This is a genomic window from Agrococcus casei LMG 22410 (assembly GCF_900163565.1).
GTDB lineage: Bacteria > Actinomycetota > Actinomycetes > Actinomycetales > Microbacteriaceae > Agrococcus > Agrococcus casei.
Map to the genome: position 1 here is coordinate 62,052 of NZ_FUHU01000036.1, position 21,896 is coordinate 83,947.

Annotated in this window: 23 protein-coding genes; 9 read left to right on the forward strand and 14 right to left on the reverse strand. The window is 67.1% G+C overall.

What is annotated here, in order from left to right; all coding sequences use genetic code 11:
* Positions 1-30: 30 nt before the first annotated feature.
* The 4 genes from CZ674_RS08630 to mtrA are packed head-to-tail and all read right to left on the reverse strand — an operon-like array spanning position 31 to position 4,608.
* The gene (locus tag CZ674_RS08630) at positions 31-684 is read right to left on the reverse strand and encodes a ComF family protein (protein WP_086992114.1); all 654 of its coding nucleotides are present in this window, start codon (positions 682-684) and stop codon (positions 31-33) included.
* Positions 685-695: 11 nt separating this feature from the next.
* Complete coding sequence (locus tag CZ674_RS08635; protein ID WP_143244698.1) at positions 696-2,360, reverse strand: GerMN domain-containing protein; 1,665 nt, start codon at positions 2,358-2,360, stop codon at positions 696-698.
* Complete coding sequence (gene mtrB, locus CZ674_RS08640) at positions 2,357-3,919, reverse strand: MtrAB system histidine kinase MtrB (RefSeq protein WP_086992116.1); 1,563 nt, start codon at positions 3,917-3,919, stop codon at positions 2,357-2,359. Before mtrB ends, CZ674_RS08635 begins: the two co-directional genes overlap by 4 nt.
* 2 nt (positions 3,920-3,921) lie before the next feature.
* Complete coding sequence (mtrA, locus tag CZ674_RS08645) at positions 3,922-4,608, reverse strand: MtrAB system response regulator MtrA (protein WP_086992117.1); 687 nt, start codon at positions 4,606-4,608, stop codon at positions 3,922-3,924.
* 142 nt (positions 4,609-4,750) lie between these two features.
* Between mtrA and CZ674_RS08650 the strand changes: the two genes are divergently transcribed.
* Positions 4,751-6,388, forward strand: a complete 1,638-nt coding sequence (locus CZ674_RS08650; protein ID WP_200810073.1) for an amidohydrolase — start codon at positions 4,751-4,753, stop codon at positions 6,386-6,388.
* Here the strand turns inward: CZ674_RS08650 and pdxR are convergent.
* Positions 6,375-7,778 carry a MocR-like pyridoxine biosynthesis transcription factor PdxR gene (pdxR, locus tag CZ674_RS08655; RefSeq protein ID WP_159456944.1) on the reverse strand — a complete coding sequence of 468 codons (1,404 nt, stop codon included), beginning with the start codon at positions 7,776-7,778 and terminating at the stop codon, positions 6,375-6,377. The two genes, CZ674_RS08650 and pdxR, sit on opposite strands and share 14 nt — an antisense overlap.
* Before the next feature lie 128 nt (positions 7,779-7,906).
* Here pdxR and pdxS point away from each other — a divergent pair, with 128 nt between their 5' ends.
* The 4 genes from pdxS to CZ674_RS08675 are packed head-to-tail and all read left to right on the forward strand — an operon-like array spanning position 7,907 to position 10,850.
* Positions 7,907-8,782: a pyridoxal 5'-phosphate synthase lyase subunit PdxS gene (gene pdxS, locus CZ674_RS08660; protein WP_268802393.1), complete on the forward strand. Its 876-nt coding sequence runs from the start codon at positions 7,907-7,909 to the stop codon at positions 8,780-8,782.
* Entirely contained in the window at positions 8,779-9,372 is a 594-nt protein-coding gene (gene pdxT / locus CZ674_RS08665) for a pyridoxal 5'-phosphate synthase glutaminase subunit PdxT (protein ID WP_086992119.1), read from the forward strand. The genes pdxS and pdxT overlap by 4 nt, the downstream gene beginning before the upstream one ends.
* A 40-nt stretch (positions 9,373-9,412) precedes the next feature.
* Positions 9,413-10,468 carry an NAD(P)-dependent alcohol dehydrogenase gene (locus CZ674_RS08670; RefSeq protein WP_086992120.1) on the forward strand — a complete coding sequence of 352 codons (1,056 nt, stop codon included), beginning with the start codon at positions 9,413-9,415 and terminating at the stop codon, positions 10,466-10,468.
* A 7-nt stretch (positions 10,469-10,475) separates the two neighbouring features.
* Positions 10,476-10,850 (forward strand): DUF2568 domain-containing protein, encoded by a 375-nt coding sequence (locus CZ674_RS08675; RefSeq protein ID WP_143244699.1) that lies wholly within the window; start codon positions 10,476-10,478, stop codon positions 10,848-10,850.
* Here the strand turns inward: CZ674_RS08675 and CZ674_RS08680 are convergent.
* Complete coding sequence (locus CZ674_RS08680; protein WP_086992141.1) at positions 10,844-11,347, reverse strand: Ltp family lipoprotein; 504 nt, start codon at positions 11,345-11,347, stop codon at positions 10,844-10,846. The two genes, CZ674_RS08675 and CZ674_RS08680, sit on opposite strands and share 7 nt — an antisense overlap.
* 104 nt (positions 11,348-11,451) lie before the next feature.
* On the opposite strand from CZ674_RS08680, the gene CZ674_RS08685 reads away from it, so the two are divergent.
* On the forward strand, positions 11,452-11,727 hold the full coding sequence (locus tag CZ674_RS08685) for a hypothetical protein (RefSeq protein ID WP_086992121.1): 276 nt from the start codon (positions 11,452-11,454) through the stop codon (positions 11,725-11,727).
* Between the two features lies 1 nt (position 11,728).
* On the opposite strand, the gene CZ674_RS08690 is transcribed toward CZ674_RS08685, so the two are convergent.
* Positions 11,729-12,028 (reverse strand): helix-turn-helix domain-containing protein, encoded by a 300-nt coding sequence (locus CZ674_RS08690; RefSeq protein ID WP_086992122.1) that lies wholly within the window; start codon positions 12,026-12,028, stop codon positions 11,729-11,731.
* A 200-nt stretch (positions 12,029-12,228) separates the two neighbouring features.
* Between CZ674_RS08690 and CZ674_RS08695 the strand changes: the two genes are divergently transcribed.
* Positions 12,229-12,684, forward strand: coding sequence for a helix-turn-helix domain-containing protein (locus tag CZ674_RS08695; protein WP_086992123.1), 456 nt, complete (start codon positions 12,229-12,231; stop codon positions 12,682-12,684).
* On the forward strand, positions 12,681-13,040 hold the full coding sequence (locus CZ674_RS08700; RefSeq protein WP_086992124.1) for a HepT-like ribonuclease domain-containing protein: 360 nt from the start codon (positions 12,681-12,683) through the stop codon (positions 13,038-13,040). Before CZ674_RS08695 ends, CZ674_RS08700 begins: the two co-directional genes overlap by 4 nt.
* 53 nt (positions 13,041-13,093) lie before the next feature.
* Here CZ674_RS08700 and CZ674_RS08705 read toward each other — a convergent pair whose 3' ends face one another.
* A complete protein-coding gene (locus CZ674_RS08705) occupies positions 13,094-13,675 on the reverse strand; it encodes a phosphoribosylanthranilate isomerase (RefSeq protein ID WP_086992142.1) in 582 nt (193 codons plus the stop codon).
* 11 nt (positions 13,676-13,686) lie between these two features.
* Entirely contained in the window at positions 13,687-14,190 is a 504-nt protein-coding gene (locus CZ674_RS08710; protein WP_086992125.1) for an ATP-binding cassette domain-containing protein, read from the reverse strand.
* Positions 14,191-14,225: 35 nt separating this feature from the next.
* Here CZ674_RS08710 and CZ674_RS08715 point away from each other — a divergent pair, with 35 nt between their 5' ends.
* Positions 14,226-15,755, forward strand: coding sequence for a recombinase family protein (locus tag CZ674_RS08715; protein ID WP_086992126.1), 1,530 nt, complete (start codon positions 14,226-14,228; stop codon positions 15,753-15,755).
* A 114-nt stretch (positions 15,756-15,869) separates the two neighbouring features.
* Here the strand turns inward: CZ674_RS08715 and CZ674_RS08720 are convergent, their stop codons facing one another.
* From CZ674_RS08720 to CZ674_RS14185, 5 genes are all read right to left on the reverse strand, one after another.
* The gene (locus CZ674_RS08720; protein WP_086992127.1) at positions 15,870-16,493 is read right to left on the reverse strand and encodes a hypothetical protein; all 624 of its coding nucleotides are present in this window, start codon (positions 16,491-16,493) and stop codon (positions 15,870-15,872) included.
* 9 nt (positions 16,494-16,502) lie between these two features.
* Complete coding sequence (locus CZ674_RS08725) at positions 16,503-16,970, reverse strand: single-stranded DNA-binding protein (protein ID WP_086992128.1); 468 nt, start codon at positions 16,968-16,970, stop codon at positions 16,503-16,505.
* A 47-nt stretch (positions 16,971-17,017) separates the two neighbouring features.
* Positions 17,018-18,835, reverse strand: coding sequence for a type IV secretory system conjugative DNA transfer family protein (locus CZ674_RS08730; protein ID WP_086992129.1), 1,818 nt, complete (start codon positions 18,833-18,835; stop codon positions 17,018-17,020).
* Complete coding sequence (locus CZ674_RS08735) at positions 18,832-19,410, reverse strand: hypothetical protein (protein ID WP_234988521.1); 579 nt, start codon at positions 19,408-19,410, stop codon at positions 18,832-18,834. Before CZ674_RS08735 ends, CZ674_RS08730 begins: the two co-directional genes overlap by 4 nt.
* 155 nt (positions 19,411-19,565) lie before the next feature.
* The coding region (locus tag CZ674_RS14185) for a hypothetical protein (RefSeq protein ID WP_200810074.1) at positions 19,566-21,896 on the reverse strand (2,331 nt) is incomplete at its 5' end.

A 21,896-nucleotide genomic window follows, 5' to 3' on the forward strand; every position in this document is an offset into this window, starting at 1 on the left:
ATGACCTCCTGAAGTTGGGGTTCTGCAATTCTAATCAGCATTTCGACCACTGCGGCGCACCGTTCTGGCGATTGCTGCGCCTCCGACGAAATCGGCCCCCGCATCCTGCACCGCCCGAGCGGCTGCGAGCATGGTCGCACCCGTCGTCACGACGTCGTCGACGACCAGCACGCGAAGTCCGGAGAAGTCGGATGCCCGCCCCAGTCGTCGCACCGGCTCGAGTTCGCGAGCGGCCGAGAGTCGCTCGTCCCTCGACCGCCTCTTCTGCGTGCCCGGCACTGCTCCGGTCGTGAAGCGCATCCGCACGATCTGCAGCTCTCGCCGCCTGGCGATCTCGCCTGCCAGCCACTCGACGCAGTGGAATCCGCGGCGACGCACCCCCGCCCTGCTGGGCGGCACGACTGCCACTGCGTCTGCAGCCGGGCATCCGTCTGCCAGCGCCTGCCCGAGCCTTCTGGTCGCCGCCACGCTGCCGCGCTCCTTGCAGGCGAGCACCGCCGACTTCAGGTCGCCGTCGTAGTCGCCGAGGGCGGTCAGCTGCTCGTGTTCGCCGAGTGCGAACCGCCTCGGCTGCCAGCGTGTCAGGCACGCGTCGCACAGCGATGCCGCCGAGACGCCGCAGCCGACGCACGCGACCGGCCACAGCACATCGGCCGCTTCTCGCAGCAGGCTCGCGATCTTCATGACTCCCCCGTTCAGGAGACGAGGAACTCTGCCTCGCTCACTGCGGCGAATCGTACGACGCTGCCGGGGGACATCGAGTAGATCGACCCGCTGCCTGTGAGTGCGACGACCCCGTTGGTCGTTCCGCTGGCCGCTATGTCGGCGATCGGGTCGGCTGGTGACACGAGTCCTGTGACGGATCCGTCGAGCCCGAGGATCGACACCTGCGTCACGCCCGCGTCTGTCGTCAGCAGCGCCATTGACGACAGACTCGTCCATTCGAGGTCGAGCGCGGTTCCGGCGGTGGGGGTGATCGTCGGGCCCAGCACGACGCTCGTCGGCTCGCCCGCTGCCCTGACGACGCTGAAGAGATGCACCGTGGTCGCGCCTTCGGTTCGCGTGGCGACGGCGATGCGCGTGCCGTCGGGCGAGACCTGCATGGCCGAGGCGCGCTGGCCTCCGAGATCCATGAGGAAGGTGTTCTCGACGCCGTCCATCCACGTGTGGATGCCGGGGCTGTCGCCGTCGTCGATCCACCAGACGGCACCGTGGCGATCCACCGACGGCGTCGTCGAGGCCTTGGCTGTGATCTCGGTCGTCGCGCCGTCTGAGAGCCACGAGATCTCGCCGCCCGACTGCACGGCTCCGGCCTGCACGGTCTCGGCGCCGGGAATCGGCGTGAAGGCCGTCGCACCGAGGTCGTCGAGCTGCGATCCGATGTCGGGCACGATCTCGCCATCGGTCTCGGCAGCGCGCAGCACTCCATCTGCGAACATCAGCGGCTCGTGCCACAGCACCGACTCGTCTGCCGGCTCGGCTTCGGTGCTGAGCCCCACGGCGGTGCCGCCTGCGACGCGCACTTCGACTGCTCCGACTCCAGTGCCGATGAGCGAGTTCTTCACCTGCAACGCAAAGCGAGAAAGCTCCTGCCAGGTCGCAGACTGCGGGCTCGCGACGTCAAGCGTCATGGACAAGCCGCCGCCTGGCCTGTCTGACACGGAACCCTGCAGCGTGGCGCCGGGAGCCGCGGCCGAGACGACAGAGGACTCGAGCCAGGTCGCGGGGCCGGCGAGCAGAGCTTCTATGACCTGCTCGTCGAGTGACGCGTCGCTGATTCTGAACCACCTGTTGTCAGGCACCATGTACCCGCCGTCGAGCGTGAACCACTGCACCGGCTGGGCGCGGTAGAGGCGCTCGAAGTGGAACGACGACACGAGCACGCCGTCTGGCAGGCTCGCGAGACGCCACTCGCCATCGACCTGCTCGAGGCTGAAGTTGAGAATGCTCGTCTGCTCGACCGCTTCGTTCATGAGTCCGCGCGAATTCACGCGGCTCGACAGCGTCACAGCGACCTCACCGGTCGACTCGCCCGTCATCGAAACCTGCGGCTGTCCCGAACGCACCTGGACCTGCGCATCCGGATTCCATGCCGCAGCAGCCTGCGGGGTCATGAACTCGCGGGCTACCGCGTAGTCGTCTTCTGGGCTGACACCGGCGAACAGGAAGCCGAGGATGATCGCCTCTGGGCTCGCACCCTCGGCCGGGGGCTCTGCGATGAACTCGACGCCCGCGGCCTCCACGACCTCAGTGGGATCCGCAGCTGTCACAGGACCGGAATCGGGGATGCGCACACAGCCGACCGCGGTCGCGATCACTGCAAGCACGGCGAGGGTCACGCTGAGCGTACGGCGCCTCACAGTGCACCTCCTTCGTCGGGGAAGCGTATCGGCGGAATCACCGGCAAGCCGCTCTCGCGTGGCAGCGTGAGCCGGAACATGCTGCCCTTGCCCTTCACCGACCACACGTCGAGCGTGCCTCCGTGCAGCCTGGCGTCATCGCGGCTGATCGCGAGCCCGAGCCCGGTGCCGCCCGTTCGTCTATGACGCGAAGGGTCGGCGCGGTAGAACCGGTCGAACACGTGCTCGGCGTCGTCAGGGTCCATGCCCACGCCGTGGTCGCGCACGGCGATACCGGCGGCGTTCTGGTTCGAGTCGACGATGACCTCGATCTCGTGCCCCTCCCCGTGGTCGATCGCGTTGCCGAGCAGGTTCTGCAGAATGCGGCGGATGCGGCGCGGGTCGACCTGGGCTTCGAAGTGGCCTCCGGTCGCGGTCAGCACGAGCTCGCTGCCGCGCTCTTCGGCGAGCGGCTCGACGGCTTCGATAGAGATCTGCGCCAGCTGCACGAGGCTGGTCGGCTCGGTCTCGAGCGTCGCGGCCCCCGCATCGAATCGGCTCAGCTCGAGCAGGTCGGCGAGCATGGCCTCGAAGCGGTCGACCTGCGCGTTGAGCAGCTCGGCCGAGCGCTTCGCCGAGGGCGAGAACGACTCGCGCTCCTCATAGATCACCGAGCCCGCGAGCCCGATCGTGGTCAGCGGCGTGCGCAGCTCATGCGAGACGTCTGAGACGAACCGCTGCTGAATGGTGGAGAGCTTCTCGAGGTCTTCGATCTGCTGCTGCAGCGAGTCGGCCATCTTGTTGAAGTTCTTGCCGAGCGTCGCCAGGTCGTCGTCGCCCTGCACGCGCACGCGCTCGTCGAGCTCGCCGCCTGCCAGTTTCGCGCTCACAGCCGTCGTTGCGCGCACAGGCCCCACGACCATCCGCACGACCAGCCACGACACTCCGCCGATCAGCAGCACGATGGCGAGCCCGCCGATGAGCATCACCAGCTGCACGGTCGCCAGTGTGTCCTGGGCGTCGTCGAGGGTGGCGACGACATAGAGCTCGTACGAGCCCGACCTCGGCACCTCGACCGTCGAGCCGACGATGAGGCCGGGACTGGTCTCGCCGTCGGCTGCAGTCACGCTGACGGACTGGTAGTACGGGGTTCCGCGGTTGCCCGAGACGGATGCGCGCAGCTCTTCTGTGATGAGGCTGCCGTCGAATCCCTGCGACTGGATGTCGCCCATGGCGAGCGGCTCGTCGGGCTGGCCGTCGGTTCGGGCGAGCGACCAGTAGGTGTCAGAGACGTTCGAGATCACGCCGCGGGAGGCCGCGAGCGCGTTCTCGCGGATGGTCTCCATGTCAGCAGAGGTGGTCGTGCCCGAGACCGCCTGCACGAAGTGGTCTTCTGCGGCTACCGAGGCGAGCTGCGTCTCGACGACGACCTCGTCGCGGCGCTGCTCGAACAGCGACGAGCCGATCGACACAGACATGTAGCCGCCGATGATGAGCACGGCGATGAGCGAGAGCGACACATTGATCGAGACGATTCGCAGGGTGAGCGACCGCCGCCAGAAGTCAAGGAGTCGCTGCACGGCTAATCAACCGGATCGCCGGCCTTGTACCCGACTCCGCGAACGGTCACGATCACCTTCGGGTTGTCGGGGTCGCTCTCGATCTTGGCGCGCAGCCGCTGCACGTGCACGTTCACGAGGCGGGTGTCGGCCTTGTACCGGTAGCCCCACACCTGCTCGAGCAGCATCTCGCGGGTGAACACCTGCGACGGCATCGACGCGAGGGTCACGAGCAGATTGAATTCGAGCGGGGTCAGCGGGATGCGCTCATCACCACGGCGCACATCATGCGCGGGCACGTCGACCACCAGGTCTCCGATGCGCAGCGTCTTCACCTCGGCCGCCCGCACGGGGCGCAGGCGGGCGCGAACACGAGCGACGAGCTCTTTGGGGTTGAAGGGCTTCACGACGTAGTCGTCGGCGCCGGCCTCGAGGCCCTTGACGACGTCGGTCGCGTCGCCCTTGGCAGTGACCATCACGATGGGCGTGCCCGAGACCTGGCGGATGTCGCGACAGATCTCGATGCCGTCTCGGCCCGGCAGCATCAGGTCGAGCAGCACCAGGTCGGGGTCGGTCTGGGCGAAGCGCGCCATGGCGTCGTCACCGTGGCTGCAGAACTCGGTCACGAATCCCTCTGCACGCAGAACGATTCCGACCATCTCAGACAGGGCGGTGTCATCGTCGACAATCAGCACCGTGGGCTCGGTCATGTGAGATCCCTCCTCATCAATGGCAGTCTACGGACTCGGCGCGAGCTGGAGGCCATCGACGCCCCTCGCGCCGGAATCGTCCACAATGGAGTGACTGACATTCGACGCTTCCGCGCTCACGCGGTCGCTGCAAAGGAGCATCGTGGACATCGACCTCATCCTGCGCGGCAGGTTCCTGACCATGACCGACGCCGGCACTGTTGACGCGATCGCGGTGCACCAGGGGCGCATCCTCGCGGTCGGCCCCGCAGTCGAAGGGTTCACGGCTCGCACCGAGCGCGACCTCGGCGACACCACCGTCACGCCCGGGTTCATCGACGCGCACGCGCACTCGGTCTGGTTCGGGCTCACGCTGGTCGAGCTCGATGTGGCACCGGCGACGACCCTCGACGAGCTCTACGCGCTGGTGGCTGAGCGAGCAGCCGAGACGCCCGAGGGCGAGTGGGTGATCGGCGCAGGCTTCAACCAGATGTACCTCGACAACCAGTACCCCGACCCCGCAGACCTGAACCGCGCATCCGGCGGACGCCCCGTGTGGCTGAAGCACACCTCGGGCCACGCGTGCGTCGTCGACCAGCGTGCGCTCGAGATCATCGGCGCCGACGACCACCTCGAAGACGGCATCGAGGGCGGCCGAATCGTGGTCGATGCTGACGGCAGGCCGACGGGCCTGCTCGAGGAGCAGGCGATGACGCTCGTGCAGAACGTGATGCTGCCGTATCCGCTGGCCCGCATAGAAGAGGCGCTGACGACCGCGAGCGCCCACTACGTGACCGAAGGCCTCACGAGCATCACCGACGCCGGCATCGCGGGCGGCTGGATCGGCCACAGCCCGCAGGAGTTCAACGCCTACCAGAACGTCGCAGACCGCGGCGATCTCGTCACGCGCCACCAGGTCATGCCCGAGTCGTCGGTGCTGACCGAGCACGGCGAGGCCGGACGCGACGGGCACTTCCTCGGCATCGACGCGGGCATCCGCTCGGGGCTCGGCGACGAGCGCCTGCAGGTCGGGCCCGCGAAGTTCTTTCTCGATGGGTCGATTCTCGGCGCCACCGCGCGCCTCAGCGAGGAGTACAACCACTGCGCCGGCAGCCACGGCTACTTTCAGGGCGACCCCGACGAGATGCGCGACCGCGCGCTCGCCGCGGCCCGCGCCGGCTGGTCGATCGCGATGCACGCACTCGGCGACGAGGCGGTCGAGCTGGCGATCGGCATCGCGAAGACGCTGCGCGACGAAGGAGTCGAGCCTCCCCTGCCGCTGCGCATCGAGCACGGCGGCGTCGTGCTGCCCGAGCAGGTCGAGCGCCTCGCAGCCGTGAACCTGCCGATCGTCGGCCAGCCGTACTTCCTGTCGGCGTACGGCGACGGCATGCGCAGGTTCCTGGGCGACAAGCGCGCCGAGTGGTCGTTCCGCATGAAGTCCATGCTCGAGGCCGGCCTCACGGTTGCGCTCACCTCAGACCGTCCGGTCGCGCAGGGTGCGCCGCTGCGCATCATGCAGTCGGCGATCGAGCGCACGACGCAGTCGGGGCACCTCTACGGCGGCGGCGAGCGGCTCACGGCTCACGAGGCGCTCGCGGCATACACGAGCGGGCCTGCGGCGCTGACCGGATGGGCGGGTCAGAAGGGCGTGCTGGCTGCCGGTGCGCTCGCCGACCTGACCGTGCTCTCAGCAGACCCGACCGCGGTGCCGACCGGCGAGATCGGCGACATCGAAGTCGTTGCGACGATCGTGGGCGGCGTCGCGGTGCACGACCCCTCGGGGCTCATCGGCTCCTGAGCGCCTGGTCGACCGCTTCGACCGCGCGCTGCAGCGTCGGCACGTCGGCATCGGCGCAGTTGAGCACGATGCCGTGCGCTGCCTCGGTGCCATCGGCGACGGCTGCCCCTTTCGAATCTGCCCACTGCGAACCTGCCCAGTACTGACTGAGGCGACCGACCGCGACTCCGCGTGCCGCGCATCCGGCTTCTGCTCGCTCGGCCTCTGCGGTTGCGCCGAGCACCACGAGGGCGTGGGCGCCCGACACCATCTCGACCTGCCAGTCGGCCAGCCCGTCGAGCAGGGTGCGCCGCCGCCTGAGCAGCTCGCGCCGTCTGCGCGTGATGTGCCGCCTGAGGCCTCCCGACTCGAGGAATGACGCGACGGCGCGCTGCGCCACGAGCGGCGGGCCGGCTCCGAGATCTGCGCGGGCATCGGCCAGCAGGGCGCGGTGGCGCGGAGGCGCGATGACGTACCCGATGCCCGCCGAAGCCGTGAGCACCTGGCTGAAGGTGCCGAGGTGCAGCACGGCGTCTGCGTCGAGGTCGCGCAGCGTCGGCATGGGGGCTCCGATGTGGCGGTAGTCGCTGTCGAAGTCGTCCTCGATCACGATCTGCCCGTGCTCGCTCGCATGGCGCAGCAGCTCGATTCGTCGGGCGGCGGGCATGTGCGTGCCCGCCGGAAACAGGTGGTTGGGCGTGACGAGCACGGCCCGCGCATCCGCCGGAATCCGCTCGGCGATGACGCCGTCGGCATCGACAGGGGCATCGCGCAGCTCGACGCCGCGCCTGTGCAGCACGCGCCGCAGCCCCGGATACCCGGGCGACTCGACGGCAACCGGCATCGCTGTGTCGCCGAGGGCCGCGAGCACGAGCGAGAGCCCGTCGCGGGCACCCGACGTGACGATCACGTCTCTGGGGTCGACGCGCATGGCGCGCAGCAGCTGCAGGTGCTCGGCGATGGCCGTGCGCAGCTCGACGAGGCCCTGGCGATCGCCCTTCGGCGTGGGCTCTGCAGACGCCCTTCGCCAAGCCTCGCGCCAGGCTGGGTCGTCGATCGCGGCGCTCGGACGCCGGTCTGGAGTGAGGTCGATCGCCGCGGCCCAGCGGGGCTCGGGCGGTGCCGATCGGCGGATGCGCGGGCCGGCGCTCAGCGGCTTGTGCGGGCGCGCATCCGGGTGGATTCTGGTCGTGCCGCCGGGGGTGCTGACGAGGTATCCCTCGGAGGCAAGCTGGTCGTAGGCGGCGACGACGGTGCCGCGCGAGATGCCGAGCTGCGCCGCGAGCGCACGCGTCGAGGGCATGGCCTGGCCTGCTGCGAGGCCGCCGGTCGTCACGAACTCGCGCACAGAGGCTGCGAGCTGGGCGGCGAGCGGGGCCGCGGATGCGCGGTCGAGCACGATCGGGATCACGCGGCTCAGTCTACGCAACTGGTCTAGTGAAAGTCTTGCCTACTGGCACTTGTCATAGTCCAGTGGGCGTCAGATGCTGGAAGTCTGGCGGCAGAGCAGCCGCATTCGAGTGACTATCAGGAGAACCAGTGCCAACAGAACGCGTCAACACCGGACTCGCCCGCATGCTGAAGGGCGGCGTGATCATGGACGTCGTCACAGCCGAGCAGGCCCGCATCGCAGAGGATGCCGGAGCCGTCGCCGTGATGGCGCTCGAGCGCGTGCCGGCCGACATCCGCGCGCAGGGCGGCGTGGCCCGCATGAGCGACCCAGACCTCATCGACGACATCATCTCGACCGTGTCGATTCCGGTCATGGCGAAGGCCCGCATTGGCCACTTCGTCGAGGCGCAGGTGCTGCAGTCGCTCGGCGTCGACTACATCGACGAGTCCGAGGTGCTCTCGCCCGCCGACTACGTCAACCACATCGACAAGAGCACGTTCGACGTGCCGTTCGTGTGCGGTGCTACGAACCTCGGCGAAGCGCTGCGACGCATCACCGAGGGTGCTTCGATGATCCGCTCGAAGGGCGAGGCCGGCACCGGCGACGTCTCTGAGGCGATGAAGCACATTCGCACGATCAAGGGCGAGATCGCCCGGCTCGGCGTGCTGTCGGCCGACGAGCTCTTCGTTGCGGCGAAGGAGCTGCAGGCGCCGTACGAGCTCGTCGCCCAGGTCGCCCGCGACGGCGAGCTGCCGGTCGTGATGTTCGTCGCCGGCGGCGTCGCGACGCCCGCTGATGCCGCGATGATGATGCAGCTCGGAGCAGACGGCGTGTTCGTCGGCTCGGGCATCTTCAAGTCGGGCAACCCCGAAGCACGCGCTCGCGCGATCGTGCACGCCACGACGCACTTCGAAGACGCTGCCGAGATCGCCAAGGCCTCGCGCGGCCTCGGCGAAGCCATGGTCGGCATCAACGTGTCAGACCTGCCCGCACCCCACCGCCTCGCAGAGCGCGGCTGGTGACTGCAGGCGCGCATCCGACACGGCGCATCGGCGTCCTCGCGCTGCAGGGCGCCGTGTCGGAGCACGCCTCGATGCTCTCCGCCCTCGGCGCCGAACCGGTGCTCGTGCGGCGACCCGAGCAGCTCGACGGGCTCGACGCGCTGGTCGTGCCGGGCGGTGAGAGCAGCGCCGTTGCCCGGATGGCCGCCCGAGTCGATCTGCTGCCTGCGGTTCGCGGTTGCATCGATGCGGGCATGCCGGTGCTCGGCACCTGCGCGGGGCTGATCCTGCTGGCCGAGCGAGTCGTCGACGCGGGAGCCCTCGACGGCTTCGATCGCATCGGCGGACTCGACGTGACCGTGCGGCGAAACGGCTATGGCGGCCAGCTGGCGTCGTTCGAGGCCGACGTCGAGCTCGACACTGCCTCGATGCACGTCGCGTTCATTCGCGCCCCGATCATCGAGCACGTCGGGGCGGATGCGCGGGTGCTGGCGACGCACGACTCTCGCCCGGTTGCTGTGCAGCAGGCGCGAGTCTTGGCAGCGGCGTTTCATCCCGAGATCACGGGCGTCGACCGCCTGCATCGGATGCTGCTCTCGCTGATCGACTGACGACTCGCGACCCGAGGTGCGCGGCAGTACGCTGAGCACCATGAGCAACGTGCCCGCATACATCGCAACTTCCGTTGACGCACCGCTTGAGGCCGGCACGGTCTGGCGCCGTGACGTCGGCCCGAACGACGTGCTGATCGACATCCGCTGGTCGGGCATCTGCCACTCTGACATCCACACCGTGCGGGGCGACTGGGGTCCGACGGTGTATCCGCTGGTGGTCGGCCACGAGATCGCCGGAACCGTCGCTGCGGTCGGCTCGGCCGTGACGAAGCATGCAGTCGGCGACCGCGTCGGAGTCGGATGCCTCGTCAACTCGTGCCGCGAATGCGCCAACTGCGTTGCGGGCGCCGAGCAGTACTGCCTGAACGGCAAGACCGGAACCTACGCCGAAGTCGACCGCGACGGCACGATCACGCAGGGCGGCTACGCGACCCAGGTAGTCGTCGACGCCGACTTCGTGCTGCGGGTGCCCGAGTCGATTCCCTTCGAGAAGGCTGCGCCGCTGCTGTGCGCCGGCATCACGACGTACTCGCCGCTGCGCCGCTGGAACGCCGGCCCCGGCACCCGCGTTGCGATCGTCGGACTCGGCGGCCTCGGCCACATGGCCGTCAAGCTCGCGCACGCCATGGGCGCCGAGGTGACAGTGCTCTCGCGCACGCTGAGCAAGCGCGACGACGGCCTGCAGCTCGGCGCCGACCACTACTTCGCCACGAGCGACGAGGCGACGTTCACCGACCTCGCCGGATCATTCGACCTCATCCTGAACACGATCAGCCAGAATCTGGCGCTTGACCAGTACCTGGAGCTGCTGGCACTCGACGGCACGCTCGTGACGCTCGCTGCATCCGCGGAGCCGATCACCATCTCGGAGTTCGCCCTGCAGGGACAGCGCCGGTCGCTGTCAGCCTCAACGATCGGCGGCATCCCCGAGACGCAGGAGATGCTCGACTTCTGTGCCGAGCACGGCATCGCTCCCGAGGTTGAGATCGTGGCAGCCGACCAGATCAACGAGGCCTGGGACCGCGTGCTGGCGTCGGATGTGCGGTTCAGATTCGTGATCGACATCGAGACCCTGCCGGCGCTCGTCGGCTGACACCACCGTGAGCAGCCGAGACCCGCACGAGAGCCTCTCGGGCGCGCTCGGCTTGGCGCTCACGGTGCGCTTTCTGCTTGAGCTGGCGCTGCTGACGGGTGCGGCAGTCGCCGCCTGGCGTCTGATCGGCGGATGGGTCGGCGTCGTCACTGCGATCGCTGCCGTCATTGCACTGGCTGTGGTGTGGGGCCTGTTGCTCTCGCCCAAGGCCCACTTCACAGTGGGTGCCGTGTGGCAGCTCGTGATCGAGGCAGTGCTGTTCTTTGGTGTCGCCGCTGCGCTCTGGGCAGCAGGGCTCTGGCTGCCCGCGCTTGTCGGAGTGGCTGTCTGGGCAGCGGATCGAGTCGCGATCGCACTGCTCAGACAGCTGTCTCGTCAGTAGCCGACGGCGCTGGCCCCGTATTCGGCCTGCTCCTGGGTGAAGCCCTCGTAGAGGAGCTGGTCGATCAGGCCCTGGCGTGAGAACGACATGAGCTCGAGGTACTGCTCGGCCTGAAGCGCCGCCTGTTCGTTCCAGTCGACGTTGATCGCGTCCACAGCGAATGTGGCGTCTGCATTCGAGTACCCCTCGTACTCGAGCTGCTCAATCAGGCCTTCACGCGAAAACGCAGTGAAGCTGAGATAGGACTCAGCCTGACCGATGGCGTTCTGCTGCGCGAGCGTGAGATCGGAATCGGCTTCAGCCTCTTCGACAGCTTCGGTCTCGTCTGCTTCTTCGACGACATTCGCCTCTTCGACCGCTTCGGTCTCGCTGGGTGTTGCAACGGCAATGGTTGTTTCGGTGGTGTCTTCGGGTACTCCGGAAGGAGTGAACACGCAGCCGGTGGCCAGTAGCGCGATCGTGGTGGACAGTGCAAGTGCAAGAGTGATCTTCTTCATGATGCTCACAGTAGAAGCCACCACTGACACGGTCTCACGCTCTCCACAGAAACAGTTGTCCACACCACCTCTCCCGCGTCAGTGGCCGCCTCTAGTTTTCGGGCATGACTCAGCACTCGCCGTACCGGATTCCGTTCACAGTCGACATCTCTGGCGACACCATCGAGCTCACGAACGCCTCCGACGAATGGCTGCCGTGGGTGAACATCGACGTCGTCTCGAATGACCTCATGGCACCGGTCGCACCGGGCGAGATGCCGCCGCGGCACTGCGTGAGGTTCCCAGCGGGCACCCTCGCCCACTCGCCTGCCGCAGCCCTGCAGGTGACCTGGCTGCGTGAATCCGGCGACGGCCCCTACGTGTGGCGGGCCGTGCTCTGACTCAGCCCCGGCTCATGCGAGCCCGAGTGAGGTCTTTCGCCGTGAACTTGTGCGTGCGGCCCGGGTACATGTCGGCGTGCATGTCTTTGACCAGCACGCTCGGGTCGAGGTTCAGAGCCGTTGAGATGCGCACGACGGTCTCAATGCTCGGGCTGACTTCGCCGCGCTCGATCTTGGCGATGTTGGTCCAGGCCAGTTCGGCCAGCTCACCCAGGTCTTCGAGGGTGCAGCCGCGTGCCCGACGCTGTTCTCTGATGCGCTGACCAAGGAATTTCGCGGCTTCGGAGTGCTGTGCGGCCATCCACTCAGCACACTCGCATCGCGCTGGAAAGACCAGAATCTCTGTGCACTGTGCTTCTGTGGACAGTTGCATTGCGGCGCGCTGATCTGCCGAAATGCTTGGATCTGCCCAAATGCTTGCGGTTGGCAAGCAGTTCGACAGAAAGCGACCAGAAACAAGCAGTTGCGCGCGCAGAGAAGCCAGCGCGTATACTCGTATACATGAGCGATCTGAGAGCACGCCGGCAGGCTGCGGGCCTGACGCAGGCTGAGCTCGCTGCGAGGGCCGGCACCGCGCGCCCCAACATCGCGGCGTACGAGTCAGGGGCCAAAGTGCCGTCTCCTGAAGTCCTCGCGCGTCTGCTCGAGGCGATGCGCCCTCGGCCCTCCGATGCCCTTGCAGGCAACGAGAGCGCTGTCAGCGAGCTCGCGCGCAAATTCGGCGCCGAACGGCTGCGGGTCTTCGGATCGACGGCGAAGGGCATCGACACTCCTGGGTCAGACCTTGACTTGGTCGTCGACCTCTCCCCCGGCACATCCTTCTACTCACTGGTCGAGATGGAAGACGCACTCTCCGACCTGCTCGGAGTGCCTGTCGACATCATCTCGGAGCCCTCGGCCACCGACGAGATTCGCGAGCATGCACGCGACCTCGAACTTCCGACTTCAGCAGCATGAGCACCGCTGAACGCGAAGCTCGAATCGATGCCAACCTCGCAGCGATCGAGCTGCATCTGCAGGAGTGCGTCTCGGTCGCCGCCCGCGGTGAAGACGCCTTCTTCGGCTCTGACTTCGTCTACCGCTATGCCGCCTATGCGGCGCTCATCCAAGTGGGCAATGCGGTCAAAGACCTGCCCGACGAGTACCGAGCCGCGCATCCGGATGTCCGCTGGCGGGCGCTCTCTCGCACACGCGACAAAGTCGGCCACAGCTACGGCAACACGATCGACTGGCGGATCATCTGGGTGGCAGTCGTCAACGACATTCCCGACGACCTCGCCGCGGTCACTGCGATTCGTGCTGGACGCGGCTGACCACATCTGCCTGAGAACAAGCAGTTGGGCAGATGCTCCCGCAGCCAAGCCCCTCAGGCCGACTTGGCAGCTACGACGAACGCCCTGATCAGCTCCTGGCTCTTCACACCCCGCGATGACTCGACACCGCTCGAGACGTCGACGCCCCAGGGCCGCGCATCCGCCACCGCCTGAGCGACATTGTCGGGCGACAGCCCGCCAGCGAGCAGCCACCGGCCCTCGGGAGTCTCGAGCGCGCCCAGATCCCATCGCTCTCCCGAGCCCGGCACGGCCGAGTCGAGCAGGAGCGCTTCCTCGCCAAGACTGCCGGCAGCGGCCGATTCTCCCGCCGCAGCCCGCCAGACCCGCGGCAGCGCGGCAACGGCCCTGCGCACGTCGTCATCGCTGTACCCGTGCAGCTGCAGCACGTCAGCTCCAAGCCGCTCCACCGCCGCGATGGCGTCGTCGATCGACAGGTCGTGCACGACGAGAACGGAGTCTGCAGAGGCGGACGCGCCGATCACGTCGAGCGCTTCGGCATCGGTGGCCGCACGCGGACTGGTGCTGCTGAGCACGATGCCCACCGCATCCGCTGCCGCTTCGACTGCCACTCGCGCATCCGCCGCCGATCGCAGCCCGCAGATCTTGACGTACACGCCCGACACGCTCAGCCGACCTGCTCTGACAGCTCGAGCCACCGCTCTTCGAGTCCGGCGATCTGTGCATCGGTGTCGGCGAGCTCCTGCTGCAGCTCGAGCAGCCCGTCGAAGTCGCTCTGATCGTGCGTCTCGAACTTGGTCATGAGCTTCGCGCGAGCGTCGGTCGTCTTCGCGAGCTTGCGATCGACTGCCGAGAACTCCTTCTCGAGCGCTCGCAGCTCGGCACCGCCGAGGGCCGCGCGCTTCTGCTGAGCTGCCGAGACCTGGGGCTTGCCTGACGCCTCGGCCGCAGTTGCCGCATCTCGCTCGCGGCTGCGTCGCAGGTACTCTTCGACGCCGCCGGGCAGGTGCCGCAGCTCGCCGCCGATCACCGCATACTGCTGGTCGGTGACGCGCTCGATCAGGTAGCGGTCGTGGCTGACGACGATGAGGCAGCCGCCCCACGAGTCGAGCACGTCTTCCATGGCTGCGAGCATGTCGGTGTCGAGGTCGTTGGTCGGCTCACCCAGCATCTCAGAGGCAGATATAGAAGGAGTACCTGCCCACTATGGACGCCAATGCAATCACCCGCCCGTCCGAATCAGGGACCGACGCGCTGATCTATACCCGCGCCTCGATGGATCGTCACTATTTGATGCGGTCCACGAGTGACCAGGAGACGGACTGCCGTTCCTGGTGCGAGCAGCAGGGGTGGAGGGTCGCCAGAGTCATTACCGATGCAAACCGCTCCGCATCGCAGTGGCGCACTCGGGAGCGTGAAGGCTTTGAGGAGGCCTTGCAACTCATCGCATCCAAGCAGTATGCAGCCTTTGTGACCTGGGAGCCGTCTCGTGCCGGACGCGAACTCGCGGCTTACATTCAACTCCGCGCTGCGTGTCAGGCAGCGGGTGTTCTCTACTTGACCAAGGGTCGGGTGTATGACTTCGCGCGCAGTGACGACGCCTTCATGATGGGACTCGAGTTCCTGACTGCGGAGAAGGACGCGGCGGTTATCCGGGAGCGGCAGCTTCGCACGGTCCGGCTGAACGCGCAGAAGGGTCGGCCACACGGACGACTCCCCTACGGCTACCGCAGGGTGTACGACGAAAACACGGGCGCTCTGCTGCGACAAGAAGTCGACCCGGAGAAGGCTGCGGTCATCACGACAGCAGTCGATGAGATTCTTCACGGAGTACCGGTGAACCGGATCATCACGCGTCTGAACCGTGAGGACATCCCAACACCGATGAAACCGTTGAGTGACAAGACGCGCGGCTGGATGAATGCGACCCTCGTGCAGATCATCCGGAGCCCCACGATCGCGGGCTTGCGCAAGTACCAAGGTGAGGTGATCGGTGAGGCCGACTGGCCTGCGATCATCCCGGTCGAAAAATGGGAGAAGGTCAACCGTGTTCTCGCCGACCGGGCACGACGAACTCGGTACGTCGAGAAGGACAACCACAGTCACCCGAAATGGCTGCTGTCCTTCATCGCTCGGTGCGGGTTCTGCGGCCGCTTCCTCGCTCGGGTGCACAATGTGGTTCCTCGCAAGAACGGGAGGCCGCGCAACAACTATGTGTGCCAGCACATCGGATGCCGGCGGATCAGCATTGATGTGGAGAGGACAGATACATACGTTCTCGAAGCCTTGCTGGGCTGGCTCTCCACCCCAGAGAGCTTGACGGTACTTGCCGGCCCGGATGATGACTGGAACGATCGCGTTCGCGAGGCTGAGGAACGACTGGCGGCTCTCCGCTACCGGCTGGACGAAGCCGCCGAACAGTACGCGGAGGGCGCGATCAGTCTGGCGATGCTGTCGAATGTGGAGCAGCGACTGAATCCGCAGATCGAGCAGGCGGCGAGGGAAGCGGTGCCGCCGGTGGCAGACGCAGCCGTGCTCGATCTCATCAGCGCCGACGATGTCCGTGCAGCTTGGGAGCGACTTGATCTGCTCGAACAGCGTCGGCTCATCAAGATGCTCTTGGAAATCCGCATCGAGAAGTCGCAGCTCATGGGCGGCATCTTCGACTATGGGCGAATCAAGATCGCACCGCGGTTCGTCGCTCCGGAGACGTACAATTGGCGGCGCGCAGCGTAGCGCGCAGCACCACACCCTGATCCTTCGTGATCGGAAGGAACGAGGCCCCGAGTTCCCGCCCAGCTTTACGCAGCGCAGTGATCTCGGGGCTCTCCTCATGATTAAGGGGCTCACTCATGGCACTTCTCCCGTGCTCAGCACTAAGCCTGCGATGAACTGATCCTCGGCACGCCGGCGCGCTTCCACGTCGGCGTGCATGTACTCCACGAAGTCTTCCTCCCGATTCGGGATGACGGTGTCTTCGATGGGGTCGGTGTCGGGTTCGCCGGGCCAGGCGATGCGGCGGGTGGGGCGGTCGGTGGTCAGGCGCGTGCCGCAGGCGGCGGTCCAGTGTCGGAGTCGTTCTTGGGCTTCGGTGAAGTCGCGGTGCCAGACGAGCATGGCGGACCCTTTGGCCTCGGGGTGGATCGCGCATAGCCAGTGGATGTGCAGCGCGGACAGCTCCCACACCAGTCCTGGGTGGCGGTGCCAGAACGGCGGGATCACGGCGACGGGGAGTCCGTAGGTGTGTCGGAGCCAGTGCACCCATTCGTTGAGCGCGAGCCATTCTTCTTCTGCGGCGTCGGCGGTGAGGAGGTTCCAGTTCACCGGCCCCGGAGGCCCCGACTGATCCTCACCCTGGGTACCAGGGGTGTCGGGGTCGGGATCGTAGCTTTCATCGAACTCGTCCTCCGCCATCTCACCCGGATCAACATCACCCGAGCCTGATAGGCCCGTGTCTGACAGTTCGTCGACCATGATGTGCTCTCACCTCCCGACCGCAGCAGCAGCACCGGCGGAAGCACGACGTGGCGCGTCGGGCGATAGTGCCGTGTCTTCGAGTCCGGCGTCGAGTGAGTCGGATTCTGGTGTGCGTCGGGGCCGGTCGACGGTGTAGCGGGTGCGGGCGAGGTCGTGGCCGATCTTCTTCGCGACGAACTCCTCAACCTTGACCGTCTGCCCGTTGTCGTCGGTGCGGTCGTAGTGGTGGGTGTAGCCCTCGGCAACGAACTTGTCGCCTTTCGCGAAGCGCTGGTGGGCGCGTTCGGCGGTCTTCCGGAACGCGACGAGGTCGTGGAAGGTGGTCTCGGTCTGCGTGAACGATCCGTCGTCTTCGCGACGGTAGTGTTCCTGCCCGATCTTCACGAACAGGCGCGCGTCACCCTTCTCGGTGAACGACAGGTGGGGTTCGGAAGCGATGAACCCGGACAGGGACTCTTGCGTGTGGATGGCCATTGGACACTCCTCGTGACGTTCGGCACCCCGCGGTTCGGGGTGCTCTGTCACTCAGGTGCGCCCACAACCCCCTGCTCGCTGGCCGACGCAGGCGTGCCGTGTTGCAGCAGCCGCTCAACCTCACTGCGTTGCGTCTGCAGCTCGCCGGCGTTCCTGCGGCCCGTCCAGGCACGGAGTTTCGCGACGATGGGTGGTGCTGCGCGGAGAAGGATGAGGCCGGTACCGAATGGGAGGGTGCGGATCACGTCGGGTGGCATGATCGTTACCCGCCGGATCGAGCGTTGTGCCGAGCGTGATCCGTGGTCGCCGATGGTGGTGGAGTCGGTGATCTCATCCCGCTCGCCGATGAGGGTGGTGAGGTCTTGGAGGTCGCGGCTGTTGGATGCTCCGCCGAGGATGATCTTCACAATGCTAGCGTCCCAGATTGCGCCGGCCGCGTTATCCGACCACTTCTCCCGCGCTTGCGCGAGTGACTGCAACACCGGCATCGTCGTGATCCCCGTACCCCCGCCCTCTGCCATCAGCGTCGGCAGGGACGGCAACGGTGCGAGGTTCCCGATCTCATCGAGCGCGAGCAGCAGGGGCGGGTCGAGGCGTGCTGCGGGCGATCTCGCGGCGAGCCGGCGAGCGGCTTCGACGAGGTCTTCCACGAACGCCGACACCAACGCCGCACTGTTGTTCGCCCCAGCCCCCGTCGCCAACAGATAAACCGTGCCGCGCTTTCGCAGAAACTCCTCGGGATCAAACCTCTCGTCAGGGCCGGGGCTAACAGCATCGAGCACACGCGGATCGGCAAGGGCAGCGAGCGAGAGCGATACGCCCTGCCAGATCGAATCCCTCGTGCGGGGGTCGGAGTCGATCATCGCCTGCAACGAGTCCGCCCACCCCGTCGCAGCATGCGGGTTCGCGGTGAGGATCGCGACCGCATCCGACGCTGCGGCGGGGTCGAGGGTCCACCGGAACATCTCCGCTGGCATGCGGTGGTCGAGGGCGGCGGCGTGGAGGAGGGCTTGGAGGGCGGTGCGGGTTTTCCCTTCCCAAAAGTCACCACCTTCGACACCGCCCGCGGAGAGGCCGGTGCCGGCTGCGAGGCCGGTGGCGCGGATCATCGCCGTCAACGGGTCCTCACACCCCCGAATCGGCGACCAACGGAGCCCCGCCGGAACACCTTCGGCGAGATGTTGCGGGTCGAACACCGCGACCGGCCGCCCGTCAACGCTGCGGGCGGTGAGTGTGGCGGTGAGGTTGTCGGGACGGGTGGAGGTGGTGACAACGGCGCCGGGTGCGTCGAGGATCGCGTTGATGACGACGTGGAGGCCTTTCCCGGAGCGGGGTGGCCCGATCAGCAGGATCGAGTCCTCCACGCTCGCCCACACGTTCACGCCCCGCGACGCCCCGAGCAGATAGCCCACGTCCTGCGCGTTGGGCTTCGTCAGTGAGGGGCGGAGTTGCCCGCCTCGGCGCAGCAGTGCCCTCTCCGACGCGGTAGTGGTGACATCGGTGCGGGTCGCGATTCCGACGATCCGATACGGGTCGATCTTCGTGCGCCGGTTTTGCTCCCGGAACATGCGCCACACCCACCACCCCGCCGCACCGACACCGAGGATTAGGAGCCCCGCGACGATCCAGTAGATGACGGCGTTGAGGCTGTCGGCACCGAGCGGGCTGCCTGGGTCGGCGGGGTGCAGGAGTACGCCGAGGCCTGCTTCGATGCCGCCGCTCGGCTGTCCGATCCCTGTCACCCAGGCGGCGATCGTGCCGGCCACGCGAAGGATGACAGCGAGGGCCGCGGCGGCAATAAGCGCGATGATCCCGAGGTTCGCGAGCTCATCACCAAGCGCCCCGCCCTGCCGCGGGGTACTCATGAGAGCCTGCTGACGACGAGGGTGCCGGAGACACGACCGAGGAGAATCACTTCACCGGTCACCGCGGCCGCTGCTTGCTCCGTGGTGAGGAGCGCCCGGACGGTGCCGTCAGGGCTGGCGTCGGAGTGTGCGTGGATGATCGCAACCCCGACATCCTCACCCGGCACGAACCCCGCACCCGCGACCCGATGCAGCACCGGCGGCACCGCTGCCACCGGACGCGTCGTCGCCTCCGGTGCGGGTCGTTCCCAGGGTCTCGCGCTGGGTCGTTCGCGTGGTGGGGTGATGATGTCGGTGAACGTCGACCCGTCCGCCTCCCTGACCTGCACCCTCAACGGCGTCCGATAGCGGGCAGCGAGGGTGTCGAGAATCGCGGGGAATGATTCTCGCCGCAATGCCGGTGCGAACGGCTCCGGCAGATACGGTGCTCCGTCGAGGGTGACCGCCATCGAGCCGTCCGCGCTGATGGTGAACTGCACCACTGGCACCACGACCGGCCCACCATTCGGAGGCGCAGGTGCTGCCGTGGGCTGAGCGTCGGGTTTAGTGCGGCGGTAGCGGGGCTTCGGGGTCACGGGCGGGTCCTTCCAAGACGAACAGCAGTCGCCATGCAGGTGCACCCGCGCCGTCTGGACGCAGAAATGGTGGGAGGGCACGAACCTGGGGTTGGTTCGTGCCCTCCCGTGCTGACCCGCCATAGTGGGGGTGCCAGCAGGTCAGCAGCCTGTGGTTACTCCTCCTTTGCTCCCTCGAACTGGGCCTTGAACTCCTCGAACGCCTCGTCCTCTTCACGGACGTACCCGTCGCGTTCGCGGGCGATCGCGAGACGGCGACCGAACAGCAGCACCCCACCGGTTACAGCGGCGATCAGGCCACCGGCTAGCCCGAGCGGCCACCAGTTGCCGTCCGCACCGGTCTGCGCCAACTCACCCGGCTTGCCGGGCTCCTCCGGCGTCTCCGGTACAGGGGTGACGGTGGTGGTCTCGTCGGGTGCGCCGCAGAGGCCACGGTGCAGGATCAGGCCGTCCTTGTCGATCACGGCCTCCACCCAGTAGTACGTGCCGACCTCATCGAAGACCACCACATCCGAGGTGTACTCGCCGGGACCGTCAAGGTTGATCACGGCGGAGGTGAACACGAGCTCTTCCGCCGTGCACAGCGCCTCACCTGTGTGCTGCCGGTACGCCTCAAACACGAGCCGCGCCCCGTCAGGGACGGTGCCGGTGACGGTTGCGACATCACGCGCCGCCTCACCCAACACGACCGTGGGCACCGCGTTCGTCTTCACCCGCAACTCGTCCGGCTGCTCGGCGACGACCGTAGTCTCACCCGGTGCACCACACGTCCCCTCAGCGATCACCTCGCCATCGGCGGCGTAAAGGGTTTCGACCCAGAACACATTCCCCGCTGTATCTGCGGTGGTGGTGCCGGAAGCGTAGATGCCGGCCTGGGTGACGGAGATCTCGTCGCTGACGTAGAACGGCGACTCACACACCGCCCCCGCCTCTGCCGGATACGGCCCATAGGCCCGGAACACCAGGTACGCACCGTCGGGAATCGTCGTGCCCTGCACCAGCGCCGTATCCGAGAACGGCTCACCGACGGCCGCTTCCGGTGTCGCCTGCGTGATCACCGACACCGGAACCTCCGTATTCGTCGGTGGGACGTAGAAGCGTTCCAGCACATCCGCCGGCGACGACTGATAGGGCTGCACCCGGTCGTCACCGGCGAACGTCGTCACGAGCACATAGAACCCCGGCTCGGTCGGCACGATCATGTCGTCATCCGTGTAGCCGAGCTTGTAGACCCCGTTACGTGCCGGCGTCGTGAGCTCTGCGAGCACCGGCGCGATGGTGAGATCGAGATCATCGGTGAGTTCGCGATCGGTGGCGAAGGGACCGTAGACGGTGTGACGGAGTTCATCGACATCGGCGTTCCAGTAGCCGTCGCCCGTGAAGTCACCGTGGTTCGCCGGGAACCCGCTGACGGTGACGACATCGAACGCGCGCCCTCCAGGGTGCACGTTGTACTCCCGCATCAAAGAGGTCACCGTGACCGGCCACCGCACCGACGTCGTCTCGACATTGATCCCGTAATCGTCCTGCCAGTCGGCGGCGAGGTAATCTCGCACCCACTCCGGCTGCGAGACCTTCTTCACCTCCCACACCCAGGTCACGAACCCACCCGACGGCGCCACCACCGAAGGCGACGTGTAGACGCCGGGGCCATCCGTGGTGACCGTCACAGTGCCGAGAGCAACCGCGTTCGAGTCGATCGCCGTGTTCTGCGCTGGGGGTAGGGTGCCGGGGACTTGGTAGGCGGTGCCCTCGAACAGCACCGGAATGTGCGCGCCATCCTTCTTCAACCAGACACCATTGCTGCTGCTGACGGTGATCGTGTCTGTCAGCGCGTCACCGGGTGCGGCGAGGCGCTGGTCGGCTTCGGAGACGGCGACGGGTTGGAACGGCACCACCGAGGTCTCAGCGACCTGTCCGAACCGGTCGGTGAACGAGTCGGTGAGGTACTTCGCGTTCTCGCCGTGCGCGGCCTTGTCGATCGACCACACCCACGTGTAGAACCCTGACTCCGGGGCGATGATCGTGCCAGGCGACGTGTACGACCCCGCACCGGTGAGCGTGACCGCCTCGACGCCCGCGACCGGGGCACCTGCGGGCGGGGTGTCAGCTTCGGTGGGCTGCTCATCGAACGGCCCATACAGCGTGCCGGTCCCCGTCACCTCGATGGGTTTCCCGTCGCGGTGAATCCAGGTGCCCTTCGACACCGACACCGTGAGCCCATCCACGAACGCATCACCCTCAGCGACGAAACGGGACGCGACCTGGGTGGTGATCTCCGGCTGGAAATCCAAGTCGATCACCGGCGACTCCACCGACGCGGACAGCCCCGTGGAGGAGCCTGTGACGGCGGCGATGAGGCGCTGCTGCCCGGGCGTCGCATACAGATCCAGCGCGGCCCCGTACCCGGCGGCGGCGATGTTGGGTCTGATGCAGGAACTGGTGACATCGAGCGTGGCTAGCCGAGAGGGCTGGCCTGGAAGGAT

Bases quoted from the DNA above. Each gene is read 5' to 3' on its own strand.
- CZ674_RS08630 (WP_086992114.1), bottom strand. From the start codon at position 684: ATGAAGATCGCGAGCCTGCTGCGAGAAGCGGCCGATGTGCTGTGGCCG.
- mtrA (WP_086992117.1), bottom strand. From the start codon at position 4,608: ATGACCGAGCCCACGGTGCTGATTGTCGACGATGACACCGCCCTGTCT.
- CZ674_RS08670 (WP_086992120.1), top strand. From the start codon at position 9,413: ATGAGCAACGTGCCCGCATACATCGCAACTTCCGTTGACGCACCGCTT.
- CZ674_RS08680 (WP_086992141.1), bottom strand. From the start codon at position 11,347: ATGAAGAAGATCACTCTTGCACTTGCACTGTCCACCACGATCGCGCTA.
- CZ674_RS08685 (WP_086992121.1), top strand. From the start codon at position 11,452: ATGACTCAGCACTCGCCGTACCGGATTCCGTTCACAGTCGACATCTCT.
- CZ674_RS08690 (WP_086992122.1), bottom strand. From the start codon at position 12,028: ATGGCCGCACAGCACTCCGAAGCCGCGAAATTCCTTGGTCAGCGCATC.
- CZ674_RS08695 (WP_086992123.1), top strand. From the start codon at position 12,229: ATGAGCGATCTGAGAGCACGCCGGCAGGCTGCGGGCCTGACGCAGGCT.
- CZ674_RS08700 (WP_086992124.1), top strand. From the start codon at position 12,681: ATGAGCACCGCTGAACGCGAAGCTCGAATCGATGCCAACCTCGCAGCG.
- CZ674_RS08710 (WP_086992125.1), bottom strand. From the start codon at position 14,190: ATGCTGGGTGAGCCGACCAACGACCTCGACACCGACATGCTCGCAGCC.
- CZ674_RS08715 (WP_086992126.1), top strand. From the start codon at position 14,226: ATGGACGCCAATGCAATCACCCGCCCGTCCGAATCAGGGACCGACGCG.
- CZ674_RS08720 (WP_086992127.1), bottom strand. From the start codon at position 16,493: ATGGTCGACGAACTGTCAGACACGGGCCTATCAGGCTCGGGTGATGTT.
- CZ674_RS08725 (WP_086992128.1), bottom strand. From the start codon at position 16,970: ATGGCCATCCACACGCAAGAGTCCCTGTCCGGGTTCATCGCTTCCGAA.
- CZ674_RS08730 (WP_086992129.1), bottom strand. From the start codon at position 18,835: ATGAGTACCCCGCGGCAGGGCGGGGCGCTTGGTGATGAGCTCGCGAAC.